The sequence below is a fragment of the Haloferax sp. KTX1 genome, assembly GCF_902410085.1.
Lineage (GTDB): Archaea > Halobacteriota > Halobacteria > Halobacteriales > Haloferacaceae > Haloferax > Haloferax massiliensis.
This window is the reverse complement of the sequence record NZ_CABPRH010000003.1, coordinates 171,529-194,903: the sequence shown is the minus strand read 5'-3', so window position 1 is coordinate 194,903 and position 23,375 is coordinate 171,529. Positions and strand designations below refer to the sequence as shown.

At 66.1% G+C, this 23,375-nt stretch carries 19 protein-coding genes; 9 read left to right on the top strand and 10 right to left on the bottom strand.

Going from position 1 to position 23,375, the window contains the following annotated elements; genetic code table 11:
- Nucleotides 1–30: 30 nt before the first annotated feature.
- The gene (locus FY251_RS07175; protein WP_148414103.1) at nt 31–3,252 is read left to right on the top strand and encodes a PAS domain S-box protein; all 3,222 of its coding nucleotides are present in this window, start codon (nt 31–33) and stop codon (nt 3,250–3,252) included.
- A 17-nt stretch (nt 3,253–3,269) separates the two neighbouring features.
- On the opposite strand, the gene FY251_RS22515 is transcribed toward FY251_RS07175, so the two are convergent.
- Together FY251_RS22515 and FY251_RS07170 are read right to left on the bottom strand one after the other, a co-directional pair.
- On the bottom strand, nt 3,270–3,431 hold the full coding sequence (locus FY251_RS22515) for a hypothetical protein (protein ID WP_167344164.1): 162 nt from the start codon (nt 3,429–3,431) through the stop codon (nt 3,270–3,272).
- A 265-nt stretch (nt 3,432–3,696) separates the two neighbouring features.
- Nucleotides 3,697–4,302 carry a hypothetical protein gene (locus FY251_RS07170; RefSeq protein WP_255516615.1) on the bottom strand — a complete coding sequence of 202 codons (606 nt, stop codon included), beginning with the start codon at nt 4,300–4,302 and terminating at the stop codon, nt 3,697–3,699.
- A gap of 249 nt (nt 4,303–4,551) precedes the next feature.
- Here FY251_RS07170 and FY251_RS07165 point away from each other — a divergent pair, with 249 nt between their 5' ends.
- The 4 genes from FY251_RS07165 to FY251_RS07150 all read left to right on the top strand — a co-directional run bounded on the left by FY251_RS07165 (nt 4,552) and on the right by FY251_RS07150 (nt 9,169).
- A complete protein-coding gene (locus FY251_RS07165; RefSeq protein ID WP_148414102.1) occupies nt 4,552–5,694 on the top strand; it encodes a DegT/DnrJ/EryC1/StrS aminotransferase family protein in 1,143 nt (380 codons plus the stop codon).
- The gene (locus FY251_RS07160) at nt 5,687–6,676 is read left to right on the top strand and encodes a Gfo/Idh/MocA family protein (protein ID WP_148414101.1); all 990 of its coding nucleotides are present in this window, start codon (nt 5,687–5,689) and stop codon (nt 6,674–6,676) included. The genes FY251_RS07165 and FY251_RS07160 overlap by 8 nt, the downstream gene beginning before the upstream one ends.
- A gap of 262 nt (nt 6,677–6,938) precedes the next feature.
- Complete coding sequence (locus FY251_RS07155) at nt 6,939–7,544, top strand: hypothetical protein (protein ID WP_148414100.1); 606 nt, start codon at nt 6,939–6,941, stop codon at nt 7,542–7,544.
- 320 nt (nt 7,545–7,864) lie between these two features.
- Complete coding sequence (locus FY251_RS07150; protein ID WP_148414099.1) at nt 7,865–9,169, top strand: MarR family transcriptional regulator; 1,305 nt, start codon at nt 7,865–7,867, stop codon at nt 9,167–9,169.
- A gap of 43 nt (nt 9,170–9,212) precedes the next feature.
- Here the strand turns inward: FY251_RS07150 and FY251_RS07145 are convergent, their stop codons facing one another.
- Nucleotides 9,213–10,127 carry a glycosyltransferase family 2 protein gene (locus FY251_RS07145; RefSeq protein ID WP_148414098.1) on the bottom strand — a complete coding sequence of 305 codons (915 nt, stop codon included), beginning with the start codon at nt 10,125–10,127 and terminating at the stop codon, nt 9,213–9,215.
- 115 nt (nt 10,128–10,242) lie between these two features.
- Between FY251_RS07145 and FY251_RS07140 the strand changes: the two genes are divergently transcribed.
- Nucleotides 10,243–11,211: a MoxR family ATPase gene (locus tag FY251_RS07140; protein ID WP_148414097.1), complete on the top strand. Its 969-nt coding sequence runs from the start codon at nt 10,243–10,245 to the stop codon at nt 11,209–11,211.
- On the opposite strand, the gene FY251_RS07135 is transcribed toward FY251_RS07140, so the two are convergent.
- Genes FY251_RS07135 through FY251_RS07120 form a run of 4 tightly spaced genes read right to left on the bottom strand, consistent with a single transcriptional unit; the run spans nt 11,189 to nt 14,536 of the window.
- On the bottom strand, nt 11,189–11,878 hold the full coding sequence (locus tag FY251_RS07135) for an FHIPEP family type III secretion protein (protein WP_148414096.1): 690 nt from the start codon (nt 11,876–11,878) through the stop codon (nt 11,189–11,191). The genes FY251_RS07140 and FY251_RS07135 overlap by 23 nt on opposite strands.
- A complete protein-coding gene (locus FY251_RS07130) occupies nt 11,875–13,137 on the bottom strand; it encodes a DUF58 domain-containing protein (RefSeq protein WP_148414095.1) in 1,263 nt (420 codons plus the stop codon). The genes FY251_RS07135 and FY251_RS07130 overlap by 4 nt, the downstream gene beginning before the upstream one ends.
- Nucleotides 13,134–13,715, bottom strand: coding sequence for a hypothetical protein (locus tag FY251_RS07125; protein WP_148414094.1), 582 nt, complete (start codon nt 13,713–13,715; stop codon nt 13,134–13,136). Before FY251_RS07125 ends, FY251_RS07130 begins: the two co-directional genes overlap by 4 nt.
- Nucleotides 13,712–14,536: a DUF4129 domain-containing protein gene (locus tag FY251_RS07120; RefSeq protein WP_148414093.1), complete on the bottom strand. Its 825-nt coding sequence runs from the start codon at nt 14,534–14,536 to the stop codon at nt 13,712–13,714. The genes FY251_RS07125 and FY251_RS07120 overlap by 4 nt, the downstream gene beginning before the upstream one ends.
- A 108-nt stretch (nt 14,537–14,644) precedes the next feature.
- Here FY251_RS07120 and FY251_RS07115 point away from each other — a divergent pair, with 108 nt between their 5' ends.
- Both FY251_RS07115 and FY251_RS07110 read left to right on the top strand, forming a co-directional pair.
- A complete protein-coding gene (locus FY251_RS07115; RefSeq protein WP_255516613.1) occupies nt 14,645–15,706 on the top strand; it encodes a hypothetical protein in 1,062 nt (353 codons plus the stop codon).
- A 130-nt stretch (nt 15,707–15,836) separates the two neighbouring features.
- Nucleotides 15,837–18,374 (top strand): lipopolysaccharide biosynthesis protein, encoded by a 2,538-nt coding sequence (locus tag FY251_RS07110; protein WP_187367366.1) that lies wholly within the window; start codon nt 15,837–15,839, stop codon nt 18,372–18,374.
- Nucleotides 18,375–18,482: 108 nt separating this feature from the next.
- On the opposite strand, the gene FY251_RS07105 is transcribed toward FY251_RS07110, so the two are convergent.
- The 3 genes from FY251_RS07105 to FY251_RS07095 all read right to left on the bottom strand — a co-directional run bounded on the left by FY251_RS07105 (nt 18,483) and on the right by FY251_RS07095 (nt 22,545).
- Nucleotides 18,483–19,709, bottom strand: coding sequence for a glycosyltransferase (locus FY251_RS07105; RefSeq protein ID WP_148414092.1), 1,227 nt, complete (start codon nt 19,707–19,709; stop codon nt 18,483–18,485).
- Nucleotides 19,710–19,770: 61 nt separating this feature from the next.
- Nucleotides 19,771–21,399, bottom strand: a complete 1,629-nt coding sequence (locus FY251_RS07100; RefSeq protein WP_148414091.1) for a right-handed parallel beta-helix repeat-containing protein — start codon at nt 21,397–21,399, stop codon at nt 19,771–19,773.
- A gap of 105 nt (nt 21,400–21,504) precedes the next feature.
- Nucleotides 21,505–22,545 carry a glycosyltransferase family 2 protein gene (locus FY251_RS07095; protein ID WP_148414090.1) on the bottom strand — a complete coding sequence of 347 codons (1,041 nt, stop codon included), beginning with the start codon at nt 22,543–22,545 and terminating at the stop codon, nt 21,505–21,507.
- A 157-nt stretch (nt 22,546–22,702) separates the two neighbouring features.
- On the opposite strand from FY251_RS07095, the gene FY251_RS07090 reads away from it, so the two are divergent.
- Nucleotides 22,703–23,374: a helix-turn-helix domain-containing protein gene (locus FY251_RS07090; RefSeq protein WP_148414089.1), complete on the top strand. Its 672-nt coding sequence runs from the start codon at nt 22,703–22,705 to the stop codon at nt 23,372–23,374.
- Nucleotide 23,375: the final 1 nt, after the last annotated feature.

Sequence of the window (23,375 nt, the reverse complement as noted above, 5' to 3'; positions counted from 1 at the left end):
TCGGTCTTCGGGTTCGACGATTTCGCAACGATGACAACCCAGACGACCGCACCCCAAGATTCGAAAGAGTCCGTGCTGGGGAGGATGACAGACGCGGTGTTCGCACTCGACAACGACTGGCGGTTCACCTATCTGAACGTCCGCGCGGAGGACGTTCTCGGTGCCGACGCGTCGGAACTCGTCGGCGAACGGGTGTGGGACGCCTTTCCCGAGGCCCGCGACTCGACGTTCTACCGGGAGTACCACCGCGCCGTCTCGGAGCAGGAACCGGTCTCGTTCGAGGAGTACTACGAGCCGCTAGAGACGTGGTTCTCGGTGCGGGCGTTCCCGTCTGAGACGGGTCTCACCGTCTACTTCCGGGACGTGACCGAAGAGCGCGACCGCCGCGTCGAACTCGAACGCGAGCGCGAACGGCTCGGCGTCCGGGAACGCTTCGACGCGGTGTTCACAGCGGTGCCGGCCCTCGGTTCGAAGGCGTCGAACGTCGGCGACTTCGAGGCTCGACTCGTCGACCGAGCCCAGCGGGTCGACGGGATTCACTCGGCTCGGTTCGACAGGTTCGCCGCCGGCGACGGGACCGAACGCGCGACCCGGTGCGCCGGGACGCTGGCGTTCGACTCCGGGACGCCCGCCGCGTTCGACGAGGCCGCCGAACAGCAGACGGTGACGCGCGTCCCCATCGCCGAGACGGGCGTCGAGCGGTACGACGCGCTGAGCGCGACGCTCGTGTTCGTTCCCGTCGCCCTCGCCGACCGGTTCCACGGCGTGCTCACGCTCGCCGTCGACGAGTCCGTTCACGAGCACGCCGCCGCGACCCTCTTCGAACGCCTCGGAGCGGCGGTCGGCAGCGTCGTCGAGAACGTCGCCCGGCGAGAGCGGTGTCGCTCTATCGCGGACGCGTTCGACCGGGCGGACGTGGGTATGTACCTCGTCGACGAGACCGACGACCTCGCGTGGGCGAACCAGACGTTCGCCGAGTACGTCGGCATCGACCGGGCGGACGCGGTCGGGCGCGACCACGAGCGGTTCGTCGACGAGCAGCTCGACGCGGTCCTCGAAGACACGGACCGGTTGGCGGACGCGCTGTTGGCCTCCGACCGGGGGGCTACGGACGGTTCGGAGGCGCGCTTAGCGCGCGTCAGCGAGAGCTACGACCGCGACGAGCGCGTCCTCGAACACACCGCCCACTCGGTCGAGATGGGTCGGTTCGACGGCGGGACCGCCCACGCCTTCGAGGACGTCTCGGACCGGGTCGACGCCGAGGAGTCGCTCGCCGAAATCGAGTGGGTTCGAGACTCGCTTCTCGACGACTTCCCCGGGATGATATACCGGCGGCGGGACGCCGAGACGTGGGCCTTCGACCACGTCTCGGGACGGGTCGCGTCGCTCACCGGCTACGACGCGGACGAACTCAAGTCGAACGTGGCGTGGGAGACGACCGTCGTCCACCCGAACGACAGACAGGAGGTTCGGGAGTCCAGCCGGGCACAGCTCGCGGACGGCGAGTCGTTCGAACTGACGTATCGACTCGTCCACCGCGACGGCGGGATTCGCTGGGTCTGGGAGTACGGCCGGCGGCTCGAAACGGCCGACGGCGAACGAATCGCGGGGTTCGTCAGCGACATCACGGAGCGCCGCGAGGTCAAAGACCAACTCCAGTGGATAGAAGACCGCTTTCACTCGCTCGTCGAACACGTCTCGGAGTACGCCATCTTCTCTATCGACCGCGACGGCTGCATCGAAAACTGGAACGACGGCGCGAGGTGCATCACCGGTTACGATGCGGACGAGGCCGTCGGCATGCGCCTCTCCGCGTTCGCCCCGGACGACGGCGACGAGCGGTATCGCCCGGACTCGGGGATGGCCGAAGCGATGCTGGACGGCGAGTCCTCGGAGGAGGGCTGGATGCGCTCCAAAGACGGAAGCGAGTTCTGGGCCCGCGTCGCTCTGCGGTCGCTCACCGACGCCGACGGCGACGTGTACGGGTTCGTCGCGGTCGTCCGCGACATGACGGAGCAGCGACGCCGGCGGCGCGAACTCGAACATCAGCGCGACGAACTCGTCACCCTGAACCGAATCAACGGGGTCATCCGTGACATCGACCGCGAACTCGTCCGCGCGAACACGCGACAGGAGATCTGTACCGCCATCTGCGAGCGACTCACGAGCGACGACCGGTACGAACTGGCTTGGATCGGCGAGAGCGACCCCGCGCGAAACGCCGTCACGCCGATCGAATGGGCGGGTGAGCACGGTTCCTACGTGGAAGACCTCGACGTGACGCTCGACGGCGAGTTGGGCGACGGCCCGGTCGGGCGGTCGGTTCGCAACCAGTCGGTCGCGGTCACCCAGCGGATCGATTCCGACCCCCAGTTCGAACCGTGGCGAGAGGCCGCGCTCGACCGCGGGTTCTACTCGTCGGCGTCCGTTCCCATCGAGTACGACGGGATTCCCTACGGCGTTTTGTGCCTCTACAGCGGCGAATCGGAGGCGTTCGACGAGCGCGAACGGACGGTCCTCGCCGAACTCGCCGAGATGATCGGCTACGCGTTCAACGCCGTCGACCGAAAGCAGGCGCTCGTCGAGGACTCGATGACCGAACTTGAGGTGACGCTCTCTGATACGCTTCCCCGCCTCACCGAACTCACCGAGGGAACGGACGAGCGAATCTTCGTCACGAGCACGGCCGAGACCGCCTCCGGAACGTTCCTGCAGTACGTTCGCACCGAGTCGGTCGACCCCCACGAAGTCGGGGCGGTTCTCGACGACGTCGACCGGGTCCGGTCGTACGACGTGCTCTGGAACCGAGAGACGAGCGGGTCGCTTTCGGTCTCCCTCGACGAAGCGCCGCTCACACAGGTCGTGAGCGCCTACGGCGGACGTGTCGAATCGCTCGTCGCCGAGGACGGGGAGGCCACCGCCACGATTCGATTCCCCAAGCGGGCGAACGTCCGCGCCGTCACCGAGCGACTCGGCGACGCCTTCCCCGACCTCGAAGTGGTTGCCAAACGGACGGTCTCGCCCGAAGACGAGTCCCAACGCCTCTCCTCGATGGTCGACGAGGAACTGACGGACCGACAGACCGAGGTGCTTCGAACCGCGTTCCACGCCGGCTACTACGAGTGGCCCCGCGACACCGACGGGACGAACCTCTCCGAGCAGTTGGACCTCTCGCCGGCGACGGTCTCACAGCATCTCCGGGCGGCCCACAGAAAGGTCGTCGGAACCGTCGTGGAGCGCGGCGGGCAGTGACTCCCCGGCGGTCGGTCTCAGAGCGCGAGCGTAATCGTCCCGAACAGCATGAACAGGAACACGAGTTGGCGCGCTCGAACGTACGACGGCCCGACACGGTTGACGTGCCCGAGGCCCGACGTGACGACCGCAGCGCCAACGAACACCGCGCTCACCACGGCGAATTCTCCCGTGAGCATCACTGATCCTCCTCGGGCGAAGCGGTCGTCGTCTCTGTCCTCCTTGTCACGTTTCCACGAGGCATGACTGTGGATTGCGCGCGTCGACATATCCTTATTCAGGGTGTAACTGAAACGGGACCGTCGCGCTATCTCGCGGTTCGTCCCTGACGCGATTCCGTCTTTTCCGCGGTCGATTCAGCGCCGGCCGGCGTTACAGTGGCCGTAAGCGGAGCGAAATAGTGCCGCGAGTCGAACCGTTCGATATCTCCACATATCGGTCGCGTCACTTCCCAGCGAGGGCGCGATAGACGAAAAAGAGAACGACGACCGCGGCGGGGACGAGCGCGTACGCAGTCCCCAGCGGACTCACGCTCGACGCGGTGACGGCGACGCCGGCGACGCCGAGTAACACGACGGCGATGTTCACTACCTGCGTCCGAGAGACCGTCACTCGGTCGCGCGTTGACTCAGACGCCGACCCGACCGCCGACTCTCCCGCGTCACCGACCGTCGAATCCGAGCCTCCCCTCGCAGACCTGTGAACCGTGTGGGCACCGTCGTTGCTCGGCGAGAACACGCGTCCGGTCTCGCGTTCGAAGACGACACGACCGTCGTCGTCGAGTTGCGGGAGGTCGAAGTCGTAGAGTACGCTGTGTATCTCCTCGTCGGTCGGAACCATTCCGTCCGTCTCGTCTTGGAACCACGCCGAGAGCGCGACGGTTAGTTCGCCGACGGTGTACGGCGTCTCGGAACGTTCGTTCACGAGCGAGACCACGGTGTTCCGTCGCCGGGTTTCGGAGACGCCTCCGAGTCCGGGTCTATCGTCGAGCGTCGGGCCGGTATCTTCACCGGCATCGTCGGGGCCGGTCGGTGCCCACGATGGTGCCATTGACGTCAGGTGCTACGGAATCTATAAAAATAAAACCACGGTGTTTTCGCCTACGGAATCGGCAGAATCGACGTTTCAGTGGCCCTGTCGGCTTATCTAAACCATAATAATGGGCTACTGGTGTCTGGCACTCGACAGCGGTAGCAGGACCGCAGGACATGCTATGAGACACACACATCCGATTGACTATCGACGCGACTGTTCGGCGCTTCGCGGCGCGCTGAGTCCGACGGACGGGGGGCCACGCCGATGACCGGAGACATCAACATCGCCGACCCGGTTCTCGGAGACGAAGAACTCGAACGCATCGAGTCCGTCGTCGAGTCGGGAATGATCGCCGACGGCCCCGAGGTACGCACGTTCGAATCCGAATTCGCGGACTACTGCGACGCCGACTACGGCGTGGCCACGTCGAACGGGACCACCGCGCTGCACACCGCGCTCGAAGCGGTCGGCGTCGGTCCCGGCGACCGCGTGCTGACGACGCCGTTTTCGTTCGTCGCGACGGCGAACGCGATTCGCTTCGCCGGTGCCGAGCCGGTGTTCGCCGACATCGACCCCGAGACGTTCAACCTCGACCCGGCGAACGTCGAAGCGACGCTCGAATCGCTCGAAGAGGACGTGAAGGCCATGGTCGTCGTCCACCTCTACGGCCTCCCCGCGCCGATGGCGGAACTCCGGGACATCGCCGACGAGCACGGCGTGGCCATCGTCGAAGACGCGGCGCAGGCGCACGGTGCCGAGTACTTCGACACGCCGGTCGGGTCGCTCGGCGACGCCGCGAGCTTCTCGTTTTACCCGACCAAGAACATGACGACGGGCGAGGGCGGGATGGTCGTCACCGACGACGAGACCGTCGCCCAGAACGCCGAGAGCTTCGTCAACCACGGTCGGGAGGCCGACGGCTACCGTCACGTCTCGCTCGGTCACAACTTCCGGATGACGAGCATCGCCGCCGCGATGGGTCGGGTCCAGCTCGAACGCCTCCCCGGATTCGTCGCGGACCGCCGCTCGAACGCGGCGCGACTCGACGAACTGCTGGCCGACACGGACGCGGTGACGCCGACGGTCCCCGAGGGGTTCGACCACTCGTACCACCAGTACACGATTCGGGTCGGCAACCGCGACTCGGTCATCGACCAACTGGACGAACGCGGCATCGGAAGCGGGGTGTACTACCCGCGTTGCATCCACGACCAACCCGCCTACGAGTTCTTCCGCGTGAGCGTCCCCGCCGCCGAACAGGTCGCCGAGCAGGCCCTCTCCATCCCGGTCCACCCCAACCTCACCGACGCGGAGGTCGAACGCGTCGGGACCGTCCTTCGGGACGAGGTGACCATCGACCCGCCGTCCGGCACTCGGCCGTCCGCCATGGGGGTCTCCGATGACTGACGAGCCCGTGCGCGCCGGCGTCATCGGCGTCGGGAGCATGGGACAGAACCACGTCCGGGTGTACGACGAACTGGGCGACACGGAACTCGTCGGCGTCTACGACGTCGACGACGACCGAGCCGCGTCCGTCGCGGACGACTACGGGACGACCGCGCGGTCGATGGACGACCTCCTCGACGAGGCCGACGTCGTCTCCGTCGTCGTGCCGACGCAGTTCCACTACGAGAACGCGAAGCGCGCCCTCGAATCGGACGTTCACGTCCTCGTCGAGAAACCGTTCGTCGAGGACCCGGCGAACGGACAGGAACTCATCGACATCGCCGACGAGCGGGACCTCGCCTTGCAGGTCGGTCACATCGAGCGGTTCAATCCGGCGGTTCGCACCCTCCGCGACCTCGTCGACGACCTCGATATCCACGCGGTTTCGACCGAGCGACTCGGGCCGCCCATCGACCGCGCCATCGACGACACGGTCGTGATGGACCTGATGATTCACGACCTCGACATCGTCCTCGACATCGTCGACGGCGCGGTCGACTCGTACGACGCCGCGGGGACGCCGGACTGTCGCTACGCGAACGCGAACCTCACGTTCGACTCCGGCGTGGCCGCGTCGCTCACGACGAGTCGCGTCACGCAGGAGAAAGTCCGCGGCCTCACCATCTCGGCGGCCGACTGTCGCGTGAAAGTCGACTACATCGACCAGAGCATCGAGATACACCGCTCGTCGGTCCCCACGTACATCGACGACGAGTCGCTGGTCCGTCACCGCCACGAGAACTTCGTGGAGACGCTCGCGGTCGAGCAGGTCGAACCGCTGAAAAGCGAACTCCGCTCGTTCGCGAACGCCGCTCGAACCGGGTCGGACCCCGTGGTCGACGGCGAGCAGGGTCTCCGGGTATTGAAGCTGACGAAGGCGCTCGACGAGGCGGCACAGGCGGAAGGCGGCAAAGATGGCTCATTAACCCCCAACGCGGACTGACATCGCGGTCAAATCGAGCTTAGCACCTCTCTTGAACGGTGCAACAATCACGTTTTCGCCGAATTTCGATCCGGCCGCGAGACCCGAATGTCAATCGAAAAACAAGGCCGCTGTCGTGCGATTAGCGGCCTCTGAAACGGTCTGCAACGGTCACTAAACTGCTGCAATACGCGTTGATCACGGTCCGGTTTTCACAACAGTTCGGAAAATTCGGGACGGTGTCGACTCTTTATTGGGGGTCACAATAACGGTTGGAGCGAGCATGACCACTCAAGTAAACGGCACCGAAAACGCGCTCATCGACCAGCACACGGACGCGGGCGAGCAGAAAACGGAACTTGGGAAAGACGAGATATATCACCTACTCCAGAACGAACGCCGTCGGAAGGTCCTCGAATACCTGCGTGACTGCGAGGGACCGGTCCAGATGCGAGACATCGCGGAGCAGGTCGCCGCGTGGGAGCACGACACGACCGTGCAGGCGTTGATGTCCGATCAGCGTCAGCGCGTCTACATCGCCCTCTATCAGGCACATCTCCCCAAGCTCGACGAAGAGGGCGTCATCGACTACAACCAGAGCAGGGGTATCGTCGAGAAAAAGCCCCTCGCAAACGAACTCATCGCCCACCTCGAACTCCCCGAGGACGGCGACGACGACGAGGCGGACGCCGAATCCGAACGACCGTGGGGCGCGTACTACCTCAGCGTCTCGGGTCTGAGCACGCTCTTCGTCGGTGCGTCCGGGCTCGGTCTCGCCGGCTTCAACTCGATTCCCCACCTCGTCGTCGCGCTCGCGGTCATGAGTATCTACACGGTACTCACGTTCTGGCAGGTCCTCGACAATTTCGAGGCGGCCGACGAAGAATAACGCTCTTGGAGTTCTGTCGCGTGAGGCACACCGTTCGTCTGGTCCCGGCGTGAATACCCGATATATTACGGGGAATTTATACGCCGTCCGGTGCGGATTCTCCAGACACAAAAAAGTAATCCAATTGTCATGTTGGGCCGTAGGATTCATATTGCTGAACTAGAATCCTCGATATAACGTAAATCGGAGCTAATGATTTCAGACGCGTGTCTCCCTCGGTCGCGAGCGCTTGGTGGTGCCTCCCATCGGCCTACCGCGAGCCGAGCGACCGTCTCGGCACCGTCGAATCGGGACACCCGTATCGAGGTGGTGCTTCGATAATGTCGTACGCTCGTGCGACGTTCGTTCTGATCGTGCTCGTTCTCTCCGGCGCAGTCGTCCCCGCCCCGGTGCTGGCGACGGCCGATTTGGCGGCCGACGAGACGTCCGTCGAGGGAACGTTCACGAACACGATTTCCACCGACCGGACGAGTGGCTCGACGTATCTCTGGGCCTCGGAGCGGAATACGCTCGCCGTCGAGTTCGACTCCCCGAGCGAGTCCAACACGTACGAGGTGTGCGTGAGAGACGGCGGCGGCGAGCAGGTCGGCTGCACGGAGGCCAGTGGCACGTCCGGCAACCAGACCGTCGAGTTCGAGTACGAGTCCCTCTCCGAGTTCGAGGGGTCGAGCAACGTCTCTGTCGTCCTCTGGAAGAGCTTCCCGGGACAGGCAGAGCGAATCGCCAGCGACAGGATCAACGTCACGATACTTGAGAAACAAGGCGACGTCGACGGCGACAATCTCAGCAACGTGAACGAGCAGACCAACAACACCTCTATGTTTCTCAAGGACACCGACAGGGACAGCCTCGAAGACGGGGCCGAGGTGAAGAAGTACGGGACGTCTCCGACGGCACCCGACACCGACGGCGACGGACTGAACGACGCGGTCGAACTGTCGAACTCGTTGAACCCGACGAACCCCGACACCGACGGCGACGGCATTCCGGACGGCGTCGAGATGCGGCTGGGAACGCCGCCGAACAACGCCAGCGCCGACACCGACGGAGACGGACTGGACGACGGGTACGAGTACGAACACGGCACCAACCCCGTCGACCCCGACACCGACGGCGACGGACTGAACGACGGGTTAGAGCAGCGGCTCGGGACTGACGCCACCGACGGCAGCACGACCCCGATGCTCTTGTTCACGGCCGGGACGCTGCTCGGGGTCGTCGCCGTCGGCGGTCGCTGGTTCCTCGCCTCGTCGAGGTATCAGCTCGGCTCGTCGCTGTCCGCGTCTCGGCTGTTCGACCCCCTCGGAACCGAGACGGACGAGGGAGGCGAGACACCGGACTCGCAGTCGGAGCCGCCGGAGTTCGACCGAGACGAACTCCAGCAGTCGTCCCAGCCCGTCCTGACCGACGAGGACAAGGTCATCCAACTGCTCCGCGACAACGGCGGCTGGGTCTACCAGAGCAAAATCGTCGACCAGACGGGGTGGTCGAAGTCGAAGGTCAGCCGACTGCTGTCGAGCATGGACGAAAACGAGGACATCGAGAAGATATCGGTGGGCCGGCAGAACATCGTCGCCGAAGAGGGGTCGATGCCGAAGGGCGCGGAGTCGCCGTTCGACGAGTGACGCGCGGTCGCTCCCTCGCGTCGATTCGGTTCCGACCCCCGCGTTAGGTACTGACCCGGCTCTGTACGCCCCTGACGACGCTGTACACGAGTCCGGGGAGCTGCGCCGGCGCGGGCGTCGCCCCCGCCCGAAGGTACGACAGCCCCGTGTCGAACCGCCCCTCGCGGAGGTACTGCGCGGCGAGCGCGTACTGGTGGGTGCCCGTGACGTCGTACCCGCGCGTCTCTAACTCGACTACCTCCTCGGCGAAGGTCTTGAGGAAGTGCGCGTTGGCCCGCCGAACGGCGTCCGCGCTCGGGCCGCCGGATGGGTACCGTCGCAACAGGGGTTCGTCGACGTAGGCGAGTTTCCCCTCCTTCAGGACGCGGATGAGAAACTCCGTGTCCTGATAGCGCTCGAACGACTCGTCGAACCCGTCGATTCGGTCGACGACCTCTGACTCGACGACGAGCGTCGACCCCGCGCTGGTGTGGAGGTTCTCCATGAGAATCTCCTTGATGAGTTCCTCGCCGCCCTCCGCGCCCTCTCGGGAGCCGTGGTCCCCGAGAAGGGTCTTGGCGCGCTCCACGAGCGGGTTGGCGTCCCCGTCGTCGAGAATCTCCGTCCCGCAGTAGGCGGCGACCCACTCGTCGGACCGCCGTTCGAGCGTCTCGACCTGTCGTTCGAGCTTCGTCTGCGCCCACTCGTCGTCGGAGTCGAGGAGCGCGATGTAGTCGCCGCTCGCGTCCGCGATTCCGGTGTTTCGGGCGGCGCTTCCCCCCCGATTCGTCTCGTGGACGAGGTAGTTCACTCTCGGGTCGTCGTAGGCGGTGACGACCGACGCGGTGTCGTCCGTGGAGGCGTCGTCGACGACGATAACCTCGACGTCGGACAGCGTCTGGTCGAGCGCGCTGTCGATGGCGCGGGGGAGCGCGTCCGCGCGGTTGTACGTGGGAATGATAACGCTCACTGTCGGCATCGGGTATCGACTGTTACTCTCCGTCGGGGGCGCATTATTATCGAGCCGGTAACGGGCGGGGCGGCGGCGTGCTTACCTATCGGATAATAATGGCTGGCTATGCCGACTCGGGTGTATGGACATCAACGACCTCCACGGCCACAGCACGCGCGTTCTCGACGAAATCGCTCGCTCGGTCGTCGTGGACCGCACCGTTCTCCGGCGCGTCCTCACCGGAGCGCTCTCGCAGGGACACGTCCTCCTCGAAGACGTTCCCGGCACCGGAAAGACCCTGACCGCACAGAGCTTCGCCACGGCGCTCGGCCTCTCGTTCAGTCGAATCCAGTTCACGCCCGACCTCCTTCCCGCGGACGTGACCGGGACGTACGTGTTCGACGAGCGAGACCGGTCGTTCGAGTTCAGCGAGGGCCCGCTGTTCGCGAACGTCGTCCTCGCGGACGAGATCAACCGCGCGTCGCCGAAGACGCAGGCCGCGCTCCTCGAAGCGATGGCCGAAGAGCAGGTGACGGTCGACGGCGAGACGCACCCGCTTCCCGACCCGTTTTTCGTCATCGCCACGCAGAACCCCGTCGAGCAGGGCGATGGGACGTTCCCCCTGCCCGAAGCGCAGAAAGACCGGTTTCTCATCAAAGACAGTCTCGGCTACCCCGACGAAGCGGGCGAACTGGAACTGCTCGACCGCCGCGACGCGCGCGACGAACCCACGCCGACGGTGTCGCGGGTCCTCTCGACGGACCTCGTCCGGGAGATGCAGCGCGTCCCCGAGACGGTCCGCGTCGACGACGAGATAAAACAGTACATCGTCGACATCGTTCGCGCGAGCAGGGAGGACCCGCGCGTCGCGGTCGGCGTCTCGCCGCGCGGCTGTCAACGGCTGTTCGAGGTCGTCCGCGCGACGGCCGCCGTCCACGGTCGGGGGTTCGTCATCCCGGACGACGTGAAGGCCGTCGTCCACGCGACGGTCGCCCACCGAATCGTCCCGACCGCCGAGGCGACCGTCGACAACGTCGAGCGGAGCCAACTCGTCGACGACGTGCTCGCCGAAGTCTCCGTCCCCACGGTCAATCGTGGAGGGCGAGCGTGAGGAAGACGAGGGCGACGAGCATGAACGCGACCGCGTGAAGCGGGAGTCCGGGCGTCCCGAGGTCGCGGAGGACGAGTCCGGCCCCGACCGCGACGCCCCCGACGAGCGCGCTTCCGCCGAAGTGGGCCGCCTCGATGGTCCACGTCCTCGACTCGCGGCCCAACTGTTCGCCCACCGAGATGGAGTTCTCCGCGGCGTCCCACGACACGACGAGCGCCGCACACGAGACGAGCAGGGCGAGCCAGCCGGCCGTCTGGAACAGACCGCCGGCGACGACCGTCAGGAGAACCGACGCGCACCCGAGTTTACACAGTCCGCGCGACCCGGCCCCGCGGAGCGGAAGCACCCCGAGTCCGAGGCAGAACACGCCGAGGATTCCGAGCCCGGTCTCGATGAGTTGCGGTCGGCCGGCGGCGCTCGCCGCGGCCGCGCCGGCACCGCCGACGGCGACGAGGACACCGACGAGCAGGCCGAACACGCCGAGCAGTCGCCGTCCCGTTCTGAAGCGGTGTGCGCCCTCGCTCGTGATGACGAGTCCGGCCACGGCCGCGAACGTCCCCGCGGACGCGCCGGAGACCACGACGGATACAGAGAGCGCGGCGGCGAACAGCGACAGCGCCGCGCTGAGTCGCGCCGGCCGTCTGGTGACCGCCCCCGCTCCGCTCATATTCGAACCCCCCGTTGCGCGTCGATTGCGAGCGCGAGCGGGTCGTCGAGCGACCATTCGATGGCGGGGATACCGACCTGACGGAGCGACCGCAGTCGGTTGCGTCGCTCGGCGACCGCCAGTCGCTCGCCGGGCGTCTCGTCCGCCGTCACGTCCGGCGAGACGACCGTGACCGGGTGGCCGTGGCTGTCGAACCGGCGCGCGACCTCGACGGCGAGGTCGTCGCAGACGGGCGAGACGAAGAGCAACTGCGTCTGCTCGCCGAGCCGACCGAGGTACGACTCGACCTGCGCGTCGACCGACTGGTCGGTATCGGTCGGCTTCGCGGAGAACGCCGAGTGCCTCGAAAGCAGCTTCCGCAACCGGAGTCGGTGTTCCCGACCCGCGCCCGGCAGTTGGAAGCAGTCTTCGGCCGCGAGCGCGGCGAGACCGACGCGGTTCCGGCCTTTCAGCAGGGAGGCCGTCAACTGCGCCGCGGCGGACACCCCTGCGTCGACGGCGTGGGTCTCCCCGGGCGGCCCCCTGTAGGCGACCGCTCGCGCGTCGACGAGGACGAGGATCGACGCCGCCTGCTCTTCCCTGAAGTCGATGGTCGTCAACTCGCCGGAGGAGGCGTACCGCTTCCAGTCGATCTGACTGACCGGGTCGCCCCGGCGGTACGACCGCGTCTGCTGGAACTCGATGCCCGACCCCATCCCGTTCGCGGTGACGCCGCCGACGGTGTCGAGGGTCTGCGACCGGAGCGGCGGTTCCGTAATCTCCGCCGTGCAGTCGAGTTCCGTCTCGTCCGCGGCCCGAACGTCGACTTCGACCTCCCTGTCGCCGCTGGCGTCCCGAACGACCGCGGTGGCGTCGTCGAACGCGTGCCGCCCGTGTTCGGCTTCGACGGCGTACGAGAACGTCCGCGTGTCGCCGGGTCGAAGCACCATCCCGCTCCTCGCCGGGCCGTCAGTGACGGAGAGCGCCGGGGGGACGCCGTCGACGACTCGGCAGTCGTACAGCGTCGCGTCGCCCTCGTTCGTCACCGCGACCTCGATTTCGACCTCGTCGCCCTCCGCCGGTGAACTGGTGTCGACGCGGCGTTCGAGAGTCAGGTCCGGCGTGGGCGTCGGAACGACCCGGTGATACGCCGCGAAGACGATGCCGACCGTCGACAGAAAGAGGAGCTCCTGTCGCTGCGCCAGGAGCCCGCCGGCCGCGACGACGAGCGAGACGGCGACGACGCCGCGCCAGCGGTTCGTCTCCTGCGGCGTCGTCATCGGTCCGCACCTCCATCGACCGCGTAGACGGCCTCGGCGGCCCGCCGGGCGCGGAACTCAGCGGGCGTCCGCCGTCGCGGAAGCGCGCTGAGCGCGGTGACGAGCGTCGACCGGTTCGGACTCCCGAGGAACGACGCCGCCTCGGCGTCGTCGGTCCACTCGCCGCGTCGAACGAGTCGCCGCGCGCGGCTTCGACCGCAGTTCCGCTCGCGCATCACCGCCTCGACGGCCGCCGTTCGGAGCCGCGTTTTCACGCGCTTTCGGGTGCTGTCTCCGACGACGGGCGTTCGATACTCCCATCCCCGAACCGTCTCGTCGAAGTCGCGACCCGCCGGCGGGGCCCGAACGGGGACTTCCGGGTCCGGCGTTTCGACCTGTTGCAGTTCGCTCTCGCGGCCGGAGACGACGACCGGGAGCGCCGCGAGCAGCGCGATGCCGGAGAGCGCGGCCACGAGGACGTAGTCACCGCCCAGTTCGGAGACGAGCGCCGTCGTTCGGGGGCCGATTCCCCGCGCGACCGTTCCGACGGCGAGACACCCGAGTCCGAGGAGACCGAACAGTATCCGTCGGCGGTTCACGACTGGTCCCTCCCCCCGGACGAGTCGAGGCGTTCGAGGTACTCCCGCGCCCGACGGCGTCGGTCCTCGGTCACCGGCGCGCCGCCGTATCTGACCTCCTCGAACAGTTCCGTGAGCGACCACACCGTGTTCGCGTCGGCCCCGTTTTCGCGGGCGACCGCCGCTCGCTCTCGGGGCGTGAGCAACTGACGGTCGTCGAGTCGAAGGCGTTCGACCATCTCGTACCACGCCTCGGTGACCTCGTTTTCCGGGGCGGGCGGCAGGTCGGCGGCACGGTTGTCGTCGCCGGCGGTCGGCCCCGCTCCGGAACCGTCGCTCCCGAACCGGGCGACGAGCGGGCGCAGGCGTTCGGCGAGGCGTCGCCGGTATCGGACGACGACTGCGAGGGCGACGACGCCGGCCAGCGCGACGAGCAGTTCGACGAGGCGCGAGAGGAGCGCGAGCAGGGCGTCGATGAGGCGCTCCAGCGGGTTCGTCTCGTCCGCGGTCTCTCCCGGCCCGTCCGACTGGTCGCGCTGCGCGTTCGAACGCTCCGACGCGGAGTCGCTGTCGCTGTCGTCGGGACCGCTGGAACTGGACTGGTCCGACTGTGACGACCGCTGACCGCTGTGTTCCTGCTGACTCGGGCCGTCCCTCAGCGTCTGGTATTCGCGTTTGATGTCGCTGGCGTCGCCTCTGTCGAGCGGGAGCGATGCGTAGTCGAGGTCAATCGCCTCGCTCGGCGAGGAGTCGACCGCCGATTCGAGGGACCCGGCCGCCGAAGCGACGACGAACAGACACACGAGAGCCAGTCCGAGCGTGACGAGCACGTCACTGTCCATCCGACCAACCTCCGCGGGTGTCTAGGCGTATCACGATACGTGTAGGGCCGCTCCCGGCCATACTAATTATCGGGCCGATAAGCCGCCGCTACGTAGTCGATAATAACGGTGGGTGACTGTGATGTCTCGTTCGAGTTCGAGATGGAGATTCCATCCAAGACACTGAAACGTGCGAGTATCGCTCTCCTCGTCGCGCTCTTGATGACGACGGCCGGCTGTTCGTCGTTCGCGGGCGGCGACGCGGGAGGCACGACAGCGGCGACTGACACCGCGGACACGACGGAGATGACCGCGTCCGACGTCGAGGACACCGCGGACGACACGGTGGCTTCGGACGACACGACGGCCGCGGAGACGACGGCCGCGAACGAGACGAACGAGTCGTCGGATTCCGCCTCCGACGCGGACTCCGACTCACACAGCCACGACTCGCCGACGAACGCCAGCGACGAGTCGACCGTCGACGCGGCGTACACCGGGGAGATGGCCGTCGTGGTCGGCAGCGAGCGCGTGAGTCTCACAGAGGACCTCGACGAGGGCGCGCCGATTCACATGAGCGACGTCGACTCGTGGCACACGAACGAGAGCACGACGCTCGCGGAGGCGCTCGACGCGGCGGACGTCGACGCCACCGAGTCGTCGCTGTCCTACGACGGCGAGACCTACGAGGAGTCCGAAGACGGGATGAAACTCATCTACCGCGTCGATAGCCACGAGGTCGACCCCGAGGAGTACACGCTCGAATCGGACGACAAGGTGTGGGTGCTGGTCGTGACCGACGACTCGAACGTCACCGCTCCCGGCGAGTACATCCCGCCGGAACAGCTCCACGTCCACGGCACTATCGACTTCTCCGTCGACGGCGAGGAACTCGACTTCAGCCGCGACAAGTACCAGCAGGCGGGTCACAACGACCACTTCCACTTCGAGGGCGGTCACTCGAACCCGTGGCACGCGCACTCCGCGCACGTCACGCTCGCCTACGGCATGTCGACGCTCGACGGCATCAACGTGACCGACGAGAGCGTCACCTACAACGGAACGACCTACCCGTACGACGGTGACAACGGGACCGTGACCGTCACCGTGAACGGCGAGTCCGTCGACCCGACCGACTACTACCTCAAGAACGGCGACTCGGTCTCTATCGAGATAGAGTCCGCCGACTAAGCTTCCGCGTTCGTTTATTTATGTGCACGAATCACCGAACAGCAAGCGGTCAGCGACCGATACGACGTTCGTCTCCGCGCGTCGCCCCCGCGGGCGGACTCCGCGAGAGCGACGCGGGCGGGTGGTGTGAATGAAACGGAACATGGTCACCGCGTTCCTCTCCATCTTCGGGGGGCGCATCTTCATCGTGCTGTCCTCGGTGGTCCTCACGCCGCTTCTCATCACGACGCTCGGGTTCGAACTGTACGGTCGCTACGGCACGCTCACCGCCGTCTTCGGCATCTCGACGATTTTGATGAGTTCCGGTATCAACAGCGGTGCCCGGAAGTTCCTCGCCGAAGACCGCTCGATTTCGGACTGGCAGACCCACGTGTTCGGCTACTACTTCCGTCTCGGGACGATTCTCGCGGTGCTGACCGCGCTTGCGTTCGCCGCCGTCGCGCGGTTCGGTATCGTCACGCGGTTCCTCGGTCCCGAGTACGTCGTCGGCTTCTACGGCCTCGCCGGCCTCACCATCGCCACGCAGTTCCGCGAGTACGCCCGCCGGTCCCTGATGGGCCTCAAACAGGAGCACCTCTCGGAACCGCTTCGCGTGCTCAACAAGGTCGGAACCCGACTCGCGCTCATCGGCATCGCCTATCTCGGCTACGAAATCGGGGGGCTGATGGTCGGTCTCATCGTCGTCAACAGCCTCGTCGCGCTGCTCGCGCTGTGGTGGGTCCGCAAGAACATCTCGCTTCGCGGCGTCTTCAGCACGACGCCGCGGGGCTTTCCGACCAAAGAGCTGTTCAGCTTCAACCATCTCTCGGTGGTCTACATGCTGTTTCTCACGTCGATGTACCACGTCGACGTGCTGATGCTCGCGTCGTTCGTCACCGAGACGCGCGTCGGCTACTACAAGTCCGCGCTGGTCATCAGCCAGTTCCTCTGGGTCATCCCCCGCTCGATTCAGTCGATGCTCGTGCAGTCCGTCTCGGACCTCTGGGCGGACGAGCGAATCGACCAGATAAACGAGATCGCCTCCCGCGTCACCCGATACGGGATGCTCGTCATCGTCCTCCTGTCGCTCGGATTGGCGGCGCTCGCGAGGGACTTCGTCCCGCTCTACCTCGGTTCCGGGTCGATGCCGGTCGTCACGCCGCTTCTCATCCTCCTCCCGGGAACAATCGGCTTCGCGGTCGTCCGACCCATCCTCGCCATCAGCCACGCGAAGGCCGACATGAAGCCGCTCATCGCGGCGACCGGGGCCGCGGCGATTCTGAATATCGTCCTGAACGTCGTCCTCATCCCGCGGTACGGTATCCTCGGGGCCGCCGCGGCGACGACGACGGGGTACGCCTCGCTCCCGGTGTTCAACCTCGCGAGCGCGCGCTACCTCGGATTCAAGCCGTTCTCCGACGCCCGGCTCGTTCGCGTGCTCGCGACGGGGTTCATCTCCGGGGTGCCCATCTTCCTGCTCTCGATGACCATCGAGAGCAGCCTCCTCGCGTTGGTGGTCGTCCCGGTCGTCGGCCTCCTCGTCTTCGTGACCGTGGCGTTCATGGTCGGGGCCGTGGACGCCGACGAGGCGCTGGACCTGCTGAGTTCGCTCCCCGCCCCCGTCGGTCCCCGCGCCACCGCGATACAGGGCCGCCGCGGCGGCATCAACGCCGGCGGCCCCTCGTGGGGCAACGAATCGTGGACCGACCGGCACAAGAACACGCTTCAGCGCGTCCTTCTCGTCGCCGGAATCCTGCTTTCGGTCTCCGGCGTCGCCCTCGCCGTCGGCGTCCCCAGCGTCGGCATCGCGCCCTCGGTCGACGGCGACTCGCCGGTGCCGCAAGTGAACAACACGACTCCCGTGACCGACACGCCGATGCCGACGACCGATGCGCCGGTCACAACGACTGACACGCCCGACCCAACGACTTCGTCGACCGAGACGGACACGCCGACAAACGGCACGCCGACGGCGACGAACACGACCAGCCCGCCGTCGGAGACAACGACGACGACGACCGAGTCGGACGACGACGGCGGGTGGTTCTGGGGCGGCGGCGGTGACGACGACCAGACGACCACCGCGACGTCGACGGACACGCCGTCGGACAACACCACGACCACGACGACGGATACGCCATCGGACAACACGACGACGACAACGACGACGGACACGCCATCGGACAACACGACGACGACAGACACGCCATCGAACAACACGACGTCCACCGCGACGACTGATACGCCGACGGACAACACCACAACCACGACGACTGACACGCCGACGGATACCGCGACGACGACTACCGAGACACCGACAGACACGACGACGACATCGACGGACACCACGACCGCGGAGACGACAACGACCGAAACAACGACCACGGCGACTGACACCACGACCACAGAGACGACAACGACCGAAACGACGACATCCACAGAGACGACGACAACCTCCACGGACACCGCGACCGCGGATTCGACGACCGACACGACGACTTCGACAGACACCTCGACGGAGACGACGACGTCGAATACGACCGACGGCGGGTCGACGCTCCTGATGGCTCAACCGATTCCGGTGACTCAGTGGTTCGCTTCGGCTCCGTCGCCGCTCGGCGGGTCGGCGTGGTTCCACTCGGTCCTGTTCGTGGGAATCGCGGCGCTCGTCGGTCGAAGCGCGCTCTGACGAGTCGTCTCGCTTTTTTGACGCCGACTGTCGGGACCGCGTGCTATGTGGACCGTCTGCCGATCAGAACCGAGATAGCGCGGCGCTCGTGTCGCGCCGGAGAACTCACTACGCGGTCGTGGCGGGCTGTCGCTCGGATTCCGTCGTTTCGTCGAGGATCTCGACGTAGAGGTCGGCGATTTCCTCGCAGACGTTCTCCCACGTGAACTCGTTCGCGTACGCCTGAATCGCGTCCGCGTCCCACCGCTCGTGGAGCGCGTCGACGACGGCGTCGGCGAGTTCGTCGTGCGACTCCGGTCCCTCGACGAGGAGGCCGTAGTCGTCGCTCGTGACGACCTCTTCGCTCCCGCCGTTTTTGGTGGCGACGACGGGCGTCCCGCAGGCCATCGCCTCCAGTTGGACGACGCCGAAACTCTCGCTGTAACTCGGCAGGACGAACACGTCGGCCGCGTTCATCCAGTCGTTGAGCGTCTCCGATTCCACGTAGCCGAGCAGGTCGGTCCGGTCGTCGATGCCGAGTTCCCCGGCGAGCGATTCGAGTTCGTCGCGCATGCCGCCCTGTCCGCCGATGACGAGCCGCGCGTCGGGGTCGGTCTCGTGGACCCGCGTCATCGCCCGCAGCAGGTGCTGGAAGCCCTTCCGGGGTTTCAGCGTCCCGAGCGCGAACACGACGGGCGTGTCGTCGTCGATGCCGAGTCGCTCGCGGGCCGCGGCGGTGGACAGACGCTCGAACACGTCCGTGTTGTAACCGTTCGGCACGTGGACCACGTCGTCGTTGTACGGGTCCAGTTTCGAGCGGTCGCGGCGGTTGACGCGGACGAGTCGGTCGGCGTCGGTCCACGCCCGCTTCAGGCGGTCGTTGTCGGAGTCGAGCTGTGTTTCGAACCAGTTGCGGTTGGCGTGGACGGTGAGGACGTACGGAATTCCGAGGTCCTCTTTCAGGCGCGCGCCCACGTAGCCCGAGGTCCACGTCATGTGGCAGTGAATCAGGTCGAACGAGACGGGGTGGTCGGCCAGTTTCTTCTTGACCTTCCGGACGTGCTGCTGTCCGAGGAGGTGTTCGCGCTGGACGTCGACCGGGAGATAGAAAAGCGGTGTCTCGACGACGCGAACGTTCTCGGGGACGTTCGTCTGGGCGATTTTCGCGTCTTTTCCGAACCCTTCGCCGCCGCTCACGGGGAGGCGAGACGCCGCGTCGGCGAACCAGTTGTACCTGACGCAGACGGTGACGGAGTTGAAGTACGCCGCGAGGACGTCAACCTGCGACTTGACGAAGTGTTTGTAGCCGTGTGAGACGACGAGGAGGTCCTTGTCGGCCAGTCGGTCGTGGTCCATGCGTTACCCTCCGTTTCGTACCGACCCCCATGATTATCGGGTCGGTAAGCCCCCGCTCGTCTCAGACGGGCGGCAGCTCGGTGTTGTCGACGACGAAGCCCTCCGCGCCGCCGTCGATGTAGCCGCCGTGGAGCACCGAGTCCGTCACGACCACGTCGGTCCCCTGCGAGTACAGCTTCAGGGCCTGTCGGCCGCCGAGGGACCGCGCGGTGATCTCGTCGAAGCGCGTCCGGTTGCCCTTGTTGATGAAGGGGTGGTGCGTCGACTCGTAGGTCCCGCCGACGAACAGGGCGTCGTCCGCGAGGATTTCGGCGCAGCGCCGGTAGCTCTCGCCGGGTTGGTGGACGGTCAGGTTCTCGAACCGGGCGTTCGCGCGCTCGACGCGAATCGCCTCGCGCTGGCCGTCGCCCGGTGCCGAACCGGTGATGGTGACGTTCTTGACGAGCGTCATCGGGTCCTCCGGGGCGTTTTCGCCCTGCAGGTAGATCGCGAAGTTCGACCCCTGGATGTCGATTGTCGTGTCGAGGACCTCGACGCGGCCCGCGCCGGGAGTCACCTGAATGCCGCGCGCACAGCCCTCGTCGTCGTAGAGGACGATGCGACAGTTCTCGATGACCGCGGTCTGTGCGTTGTCGAGGACGCGAATCGCGTTCTCCGCGGAGCCGGTGACTTCGATCCTCGTGTTCTCGATGCGGAGGTCGGCCCCGTCGTCGAGGCGGATTCCGCGCTGGCTGATGCCGGGAACGAGGTCGTCGATGATGACCGTCGCGTCGCGGACGCTGCTGCCGTACCCCTTGAGCCGAATCGAGGAGACGGTGCTGTTCTTGTACGTCCCGCCCTCGACGTGGACGACGCCCTTCGCGCCCGAGACGTACAGGCCGTTGTCCGGGAATCGACCGAGTTCACAGTCGACGATGCGGAGCGTCCCCGCGCTGTTCGGGTCGATGAGCATCCCGGTGGGTCCGAGGTTGATGTCGCCGATGGTGTCTTCGGTGAAGGCCGCGCCGTCGGGCGCGCTGAACCGCTCGACGGTGCCGGTTCCGTTGGCCGTCGTCACGCTGAACAGCGCCGGCCCGAAGGTGCCGGTGTCGTGTTCGCCCGCGACGGTGATGTCGCGGACTTCGAGGCCGTCGGTGACGTAGGCCTCTATCGCCCGAATCCCGGTCTGCCGGGCGGTGAAGTCGAACGTGAACCCCTCGAAGAGCAGGTCCGTCCCGGGGGCGTAGATGACGCCGAGACGGAAGAACCGGGCCGCGCCGGTGAACTCCCCTTCGGTGACGACGTTGTTGTCGATGGCGTCGATTCGGCCGTGGGTGAGCGTCGCGTCCGGCCCGTAGAACCCGAGGTTGTCGAACGACGTCTTCCGGAGTTGCCTGTTCATCAGGTACCGCCCCGGCGGGAAGACGAGGAGCGTGTCGTCCGCCACGTTCCGCGAGAGCACGTCGTCGATGGGTTCTGTGCCCTTCGGGTCGGCCCCCGCGTCGACGACGTTGACGACGTTCGAGAACCGGTCGAGATACGCCTGCGGGACGTCGACGCTCATCGCGTTCGCCTTGACGCTGTTGACGGGGTGTGACAGGTAGCTTCCGGCCGCGAGGGTTCCGACGGCTCCGAGGAGATACGAGCGCCGCGTGAACTTCGGACCACGGGAGTCATTCGCGTCGGTATCGTCAGATTTCGTGAATCTCATACAACCGAGAACGTTGTATCTCACCGAACGTCCTCGGCTTCACATGTTCAGCCTTTAAGTTTGTCCCGGGAATCTCGTCGGCCTCCGGTTCCCGCGTCGACCCGCTTATTCGCTCGGAATCTCGGTGTCGTAGGTGTCGTCGTCGACCCGAATTTCGAGCGCTTCGTTGTCGTTGTGGTCGAGGACCGTGCCGAACAGCAGAAACGTGATGCCGAAGAGGAGACCGATCGCCCAACTCCCGAGGCCGGGCGCGTCGCCGTCGTCGTCGCCGTCGCCGTTGCGCGCCAGCCCCGAGCCGATGAGACCGATGGCCGCGACGCCCGCGATAGCGGTTCCGAGGTAGTAGAACGCCGCGAGCGGGTGGAAGTCGCGGAGCATGTACTTGTTTTTCAGCCGCCAGAAGTAGTTCCGGAGGAGCATGCCCGAGACGCGCGGGACGTACTCGCCGTAGTCGATGTGGCTCTTCCAGTCGTCGTCGTAGAGGTACTCCGCGGAGCAGGCGATGTCCGCGACGCGGAGGTTCTCGGCGTTGAGTTTGACGAGCAGGTCGTTGCAGTAGCCGTAGTACTCGTACATGTTCTCGATGTCGGCCTGCTTCAACGCCTCGCGGGAAATCGCGGTGTAGCCGTTCTGCGGGTCCATCGTCTTCCAGTAGCCGCTGGCGAACTTCGTCAGGTACGACAGGATGGAGTTACCGACGAGGCGATACCCCGGCATGGCGTCGAGGTCCGCCTGCTCCATGAATCGGTTGCCCTTCGCGTAGTCCGCGTCGCCCTCCGCGATGGGGTCGAGATACTTCGCCAGCTCGTTGGGGTTCATCTGCCCGTCGCCGCCGAGGACGGCCGTGATGTCGACTTCGTCTTCGAGCGCGCGGAGGTAGCCGGTCTTGAGCGCGCCGCCGACCCCGCGGTTCTCGTCGTGTTGAATCGGGACGACCACGTCGTCGTACGCCGACGCTTCGGGGGTGTGGTCCTCGTTGAACGCGTCGGCGTGCGTCACGATTTCGTCCCACGTCCCGTCCGTCGACCCGTCGTCGACGACGTAGGCCACGTCGACGAACGAGGGGAGCGTGTCGATTACCTCCCCGACGTAGCCCGCTTCGTTGTAGGCCGGCACGACGACGGCGATTGAGTTGTCTTTGTACATTGGAGTCCTATCGAACCGTGGGCGTCTCGGCGTCGTTATTATGGGCATCGTAGTTGTTCACAGCCCGCCGACAGGTACGGGAGCGGAGCCGCCGAGACGCGGCCACGGGCGCTTACCACCTGCATAATAACCCGTACCGATTGCCGAACAACAGGCGATGCACGAGGACCGTAGTGGAGACGACGCTCGACCGATCTATCTGGAGATTACTCTCGACGACCCGAGACTGATTCTCTCGTCGTTCGTCGCGGGACATCAGGGGCCGGTCGAACTCGAATTCCAACCGACCGAGGGGCTCGGCTGGGACTGCGCGTTCGTCGTCGTCGAACAGGGTGCCGTCGATTCGGTCGCGGCGTCTCTCGTCGTCGACCCGACCGTGATAGAGGCGGACTTCCTCGGTTCCGTCGGCTCCGACCGCCGGTTTCGCGTCCTCTTCGGCAGCGGCGTCCAACTGATACCCCCGTCCTCGACGGAGATGGGCGTCCGGGTCATCTCCGTCCGTCACGAAAACAGCAAGTGGTACATCCAGATGCACCTCCCCGCTCACTCGACGCTTCACCGGGTGCAAGAACACTACCACGACAACGATATCTCGTTTCGCGTCAAGCGCCTCCACGTCGCCCGCGACACCGACGTCGGCTCCGAGACGGCACTCCTCCCCGGACAGCGCAAGGCGCTCCTCGTCGCCCACGAGAACGGCTATTTCGAGGTTCCGCGGCGGTCCTCGCAGGGCGAGTTGGCGACCATCCTCGGCATCTCCAAGTCGGGCGTCTCACAGCGGATTCGCCGAGCCATCTCCCGACTCATCGAAGCGACGCTGTCGCAGTAAC

Excerpts from the sequence above, each read along its gene's own strand:
- FY251_RS07105 (WP_148414092.1), bottom strand. The coding sequence starts at position 19,709 with ATGGACCACGACCGACTGGCCGACAAGGACCTCCTCGTCGTCTCACAC.
- FY251_RS07095 (WP_148414090.1), bottom strand. The coding sequence starts at position 22,545 with ATGTACAAAGACAACTCAATCGCCGTCGTCGTGCCGGCCTACAACGAA.
- FY251_RS07145 (WP_148414098.1), bottom strand. The coding sequence starts at position 10,127 with ATGCCGACAGTGAGCGTTATCATTCCCACGTACAACCGCGCGGACGCG.
- FY251_RS07140 (WP_148414097.1), top strand. The coding sequence starts at position 10,243 with ATGGACATCAACGACCTCCACGGCCACAGCACGCGCGTTCTCGACGAA.
- FY251_RS07100 (WP_148414091.1), bottom strand. The coding sequence starts at position 21,399 with ATGAGATTCACGAAATCTGACGATACCGACGCGAATGACTCCCGTGGT.
- FY251_RS07130 (WP_148414095.1), bottom strand. The coding sequence starts at position 13,137 with ATGACGACGCCGCAGGAGACGAACCGCTGGCGCGGCGTCGTCGCCGTC.
- FY251_RS07170 (WP_255516615.1), bottom strand. The coding sequence starts at position 4,302 with ATGGCACCATCGTGGGCACCGACCGGCCCCGACGATGCCGGTGAAGAT.
- FY251_RS07175 (WP_148414103.1), top strand. The coding sequence starts at position 31 with ATGACAACCCAGACGACCGCACCCCAAGATTCGAAAGAGTCCGTGCTG.
- FY251_RS07090 (WP_148414089.1), top strand. The coding sequence starts at position 22,703 with ATGCACGAGGACCGTAGTGGAGACGACGCTCGACCGATCTATCTGGAG.
- FY251_RS07160 (WP_148414101.1), top strand. The coding sequence starts at position 5,687 with ATGACTGACGAGCCCGTGCGCGCCGGCGTCATCGGCGTCGGGAGCATG.
- FY251_RS07135 (WP_148414096.1), bottom strand. The coding sequence starts at position 11,878 with ATGAGCGGAGCGGGGGCGGTCACCAGACGGCCGGCGCGACTCAGCGCG.
- FY251_RS22515 (WP_167344164.1), bottom strand. The coding sequence starts at position 3,431 with ATGCTCACGGGAGAATTCGCCGTGGTGAGCGCGGTGTTCGTTGGCGCT.
- FY251_RS07120 (WP_148414093.1), bottom strand. The coding sequence starts at position 14,536 with ATGGACAGTGACGTGCTCGTCACGCTCGGACTGGCTCTCGTGTGTCTG.
- FY251_RS07110 (WP_187367366.1), top strand. The coding sequence starts at position 15,837 with ATGAAACGGAACATGGTCACCGCGTTCCTCTCCATCTTCGGGGGGCGC.
- FY251_RS07150 (WP_148414099.1), top strand. The coding sequence starts at position 7,865 with ATGTCGTACGCTCGTGCGACGTTCGTTCTGATCGTGCTCGTTCTCTCC.
- FY251_RS07155 (WP_148414100.1), top strand. The coding sequence starts at position 6,939 with ATGACCACTCAAGTAAACGGCACCGAAAACGCGCTCATCGACCAGCAC.
- FY251_RS07165 (WP_148414102.1), top strand. The coding sequence starts at position 4,552 with ATGACCGGAGACATCAACATCGCCGACCCGGTTCTCGGAGACGAAGAA.